The organism is Sulfurimonas sp. (assembly GCF_018698455.1).
In the GTDB taxonomy this organism is placed as follows: Bacteria; Campylobacterota; Campylobacteria; order Campylobacterales; family Sulfurimonadaceae; genus Sulfurimonas.
Genome location: NZ_JABIOQ010000028.1, coordinates 1 through 2,527 on the forward strand (window position 1 = coordinate 1; position 2,527 = coordinate 2,527).

Consider the following 2,527-nt stretch of genomic DNA (forward strand, 5'->3'; position numbering starts at 1 on the left):
TACACTATGCTCGTACAGACGAAGAAAAATTTGCAATAGTAGGTAAAGATTTTGAAGGAGAGGAGGTTGAAGATGGTGAAAATACAGAAGAGGAAGAAGTAGAAGAGGTTACAACTAAAAAACCAAAAATAAAAATACAACGTTATAAAGGTTTTGGAGAAATGAATCCAGAAGAACTCTGGGAGACAACTATGGATCCAGAAAATAGAGTGCTTAAACAAGTAACTATAGAGGATGCAGTAGAAGCAGATAAGGTGTTTGATACACTTATGGGCACAGATGTGACTCTAAGAAAATCATTTATTCAGTCTAATGCCAAAATGGCAAACTTGGACGTATAAATATAAATAAAAAAAGCCCCGCACCGAAGGTCGCGGGGCTTTTTTTATTTGGGTCGGCGGAATCCCCAGACTCCAAGTATTGCAGATGCAATAAGGGACACGGCAAGTATGTATTCTGGATTAGACTCTCCACGTGAGAGTATGGTAAATGTTGCCATAAACCAGATTACGACTATTGTGATTGCTATCCATGGGTATTTCATAATATATAAAAATTAAATTCTTATTCCTTTCATTTTATTATACAGGTCTGGATATTTTTCCGCTAGTGCATATGCAATATCGATGAAACGTTCTTTGGAATTGTACTCTTTGTCTTTTATATACTCAGTGCTTTTTGATGCATATATTATTTCATGTAACCTTTCCACTTCTTCCATATGTTCTTCAGACATTGCTTTCACCTTATCAAGAGAATGGTCTTCAAAGAATGAATTTACAGCATCTATCATGCTGAAATCATCTGAAAGCTTCAGACATACCATATCTATAATAAGAAGTGCTCGTATGAAAGCTATAACGTCAGGCGGGAACTTCATATGATACTTCTCAACAGCTTTAACCACCTTCAAGAATGTGACAGCCGAACTCCTGTTTTTGAGATTAAGTTCTCGGTTCCCAGTATGGAAATGCCAGTCGTTTGTTATGGGTTTGAAGTCCTCTGTTAGCTGTTCTGTCACAAAACTTAAGATTATATCAAAAGCTCTCTTAAAACTTTTTTTATTAAGAGTTTCTCCGAGCTCCTTTTTTACACGAGATTCTATAAACTCAACAATACCTTTTGCTGCTAAATGAAACTCTAGATTGGCAGATGCTCTTATGTACTTGAGCATACCGTGGTTGTCGTTCTCAAGCTTTCCTATGATCCCAAAGTCCATATAACCCACTTTGTTTCCAGGAAATATCATTAGGTTTGCAGGGTGTGGGTCTGCGTGGAAGAAGCCGTCAATAAAATACTGGCGCATTATATCGCGTATGAATAAGTTCGCCACTTCAAGAGGATCTATATTATTTTCTTTTAAAATACGTTTGGTCTTTTCAGGATTTTTTATCAGACTGTTGATCGTTTTATTAACTTGGAATCCATTTAAAAACTCCTGCACAAGAACCTTTCTAGTAGAAAATTCATGATAGACTTTTGGTACTATTACATCTTCTAGCTTGTGTTTTTTTACGTGGTCATAGATGGTCTGATTGTTGCAGGTTTCTATAGTATAGTCCAGCTCTTCTCGCAGCCAGTCTTTTAGTTGAAGCACAACCTCTTGCATAGACACTGCTTTGAGTACACCGATCCAGTCTATAATAGATGTAAGAAAACTAAGTAACAACAGATCAGATTTAATATATTTTTTAACACTTGGCTTTTGTATTTTGATTATCACCGCCTCTCCTTTGTATGTTCCTTTATACACTTGTGCAAAGGAAGCTGTAGCCATTGAAATATCAGTAAAGTTACTAAAGACTTCTCGTATATCCTTTCCTGTCTCATCAAAAAAGATTCTAAACATCTTCTCGTCAGATACTTTTGGTGCATTATCAAGCAGGTTTAAAAGTGATATTGCATAGTTCATTGGCAATATGTCAAAACGCATAGCAAGTATCTGGCCAAACTTCATAAACACACCACCAAGATCTTGAAAGACAAACCTTAAGCGTGTCGGATTATTTAGCCTTTGCTTTTCACCAGACTCATCAATATAAGTTCTCTTGATAGTGTATTTCAAGAAAATCACTGGTATAGTGAAAATCCTTTTTATTAGTATAAATATTTGCATTTTGTTGATGGGTTTACTCCGAACTATACGGAGCTTCTAAACCCTATCATTGCAAGAACGACACTGATAAAGACCCCTAAAGAGTAAAGTAGTGTAGGGTCTAGTCTTGGTTCCTTTAGAATCAAGATGGCAATAGGAAGCCATATGCCTAAAATTGTAAGCGCTATCCATGGATATCTCATATGTGTTTATTATAGGAGTATTACTAACTTTTGGCAACAGGGTTATAAAGTTTTCTTTACAATCTCATTCTTAAGCTTCTCTACAAGCTCATCAACATTCATAGTGTCTTTGTAGTCTTTTCTTCCTTCCACAGTTACAGTTTTATTATCAACTTCTTTGTCGCCGATGACTAATAGGTATGGCACTTTCTCCATCTTTCCTTGGCGGATTTTTTTACCTAAAGTTTCA

The 2,527-nt window shown here is 36.0% G+C and carries 4 protein-coding genes and 1 pseudogene; 1 reads left to right on the forward strand and 4 read right to left on the reverse strand.

Annotated elements, in window-relative coordinates; translation table 11 throughout:
- Positions 1 to 341 (forward strand): annotated as a pseudogene (locus tag HOG88_RS04270) (hypothetical protein); the annotation flags it as partial.
- 44 nt (positions 342 to 385) lie between these two features.
- Here HOG88_RS04270 and HOG88_RS04275 read toward each other — a convergent pair.
- The 4 genes from HOG88_RS04275 to HOG88_RS04290 all read right to left on the reverse strand — a co-directional run.
- Positions 386 to 544: a hypothetical protein gene (locus HOG88_RS04275; protein WP_295003569.1), complete on the reverse strand. Its 159-nt coding sequence runs from the start codon at positions 542 to 544 to the stop codon at positions 386 to 388.
- 12 nt (positions 545 to 556) lie between these two features.
- Positions 557 to 2,074: an AarF/UbiB family protein gene (locus HOG88_RS04280; protein ID WP_295003571.1), complete on the reverse strand. Its 1,518-nt coding sequence runs from the start codon at positions 2,072 to 2,074 to the stop codon at positions 557 to 559.
- Between the two features lie 65 nt (positions 2,075 to 2,139).
- The gene (locus tag HOG88_RS04285) at positions 2,140 to 2,298 is read right to left on the reverse strand and encodes a hypothetical protein (protein WP_295003573.1); all 159 of its coding nucleotides are present in this window, start codon (positions 2,296 to 2,298) and stop codon (positions 2,140 to 2,142) included.
- A gap of 42 nt (positions 2,299 to 2,340) precedes the next feature.
- On the reverse strand, positions 2,341 to 2,527 hold a 187-nt coding region (locus tag HOG88_RS04290; protein WP_295003576.1), incomplete at its 5' end, for a His/Gly/Thr/Pro-type tRNA ligase C-terminal domain-containing protein.

Bases quoted from the DNA above. Each gene is read 5' to 3' on its own strand.
- HOG88_RS04275 (WP_295003569.1), bottom strand. From the start codon at position 544: ATGAAATACCCATGGATAGCAATCACAATAGTCGTAATCTGGTTTATG.
- HOG88_RS04285 (WP_295003573.1), bottom strand. From the start codon at position 2,298: ATGAGATATCCATGGATAGCGCTTACAATTTTAGGCATATGGCTTCCT.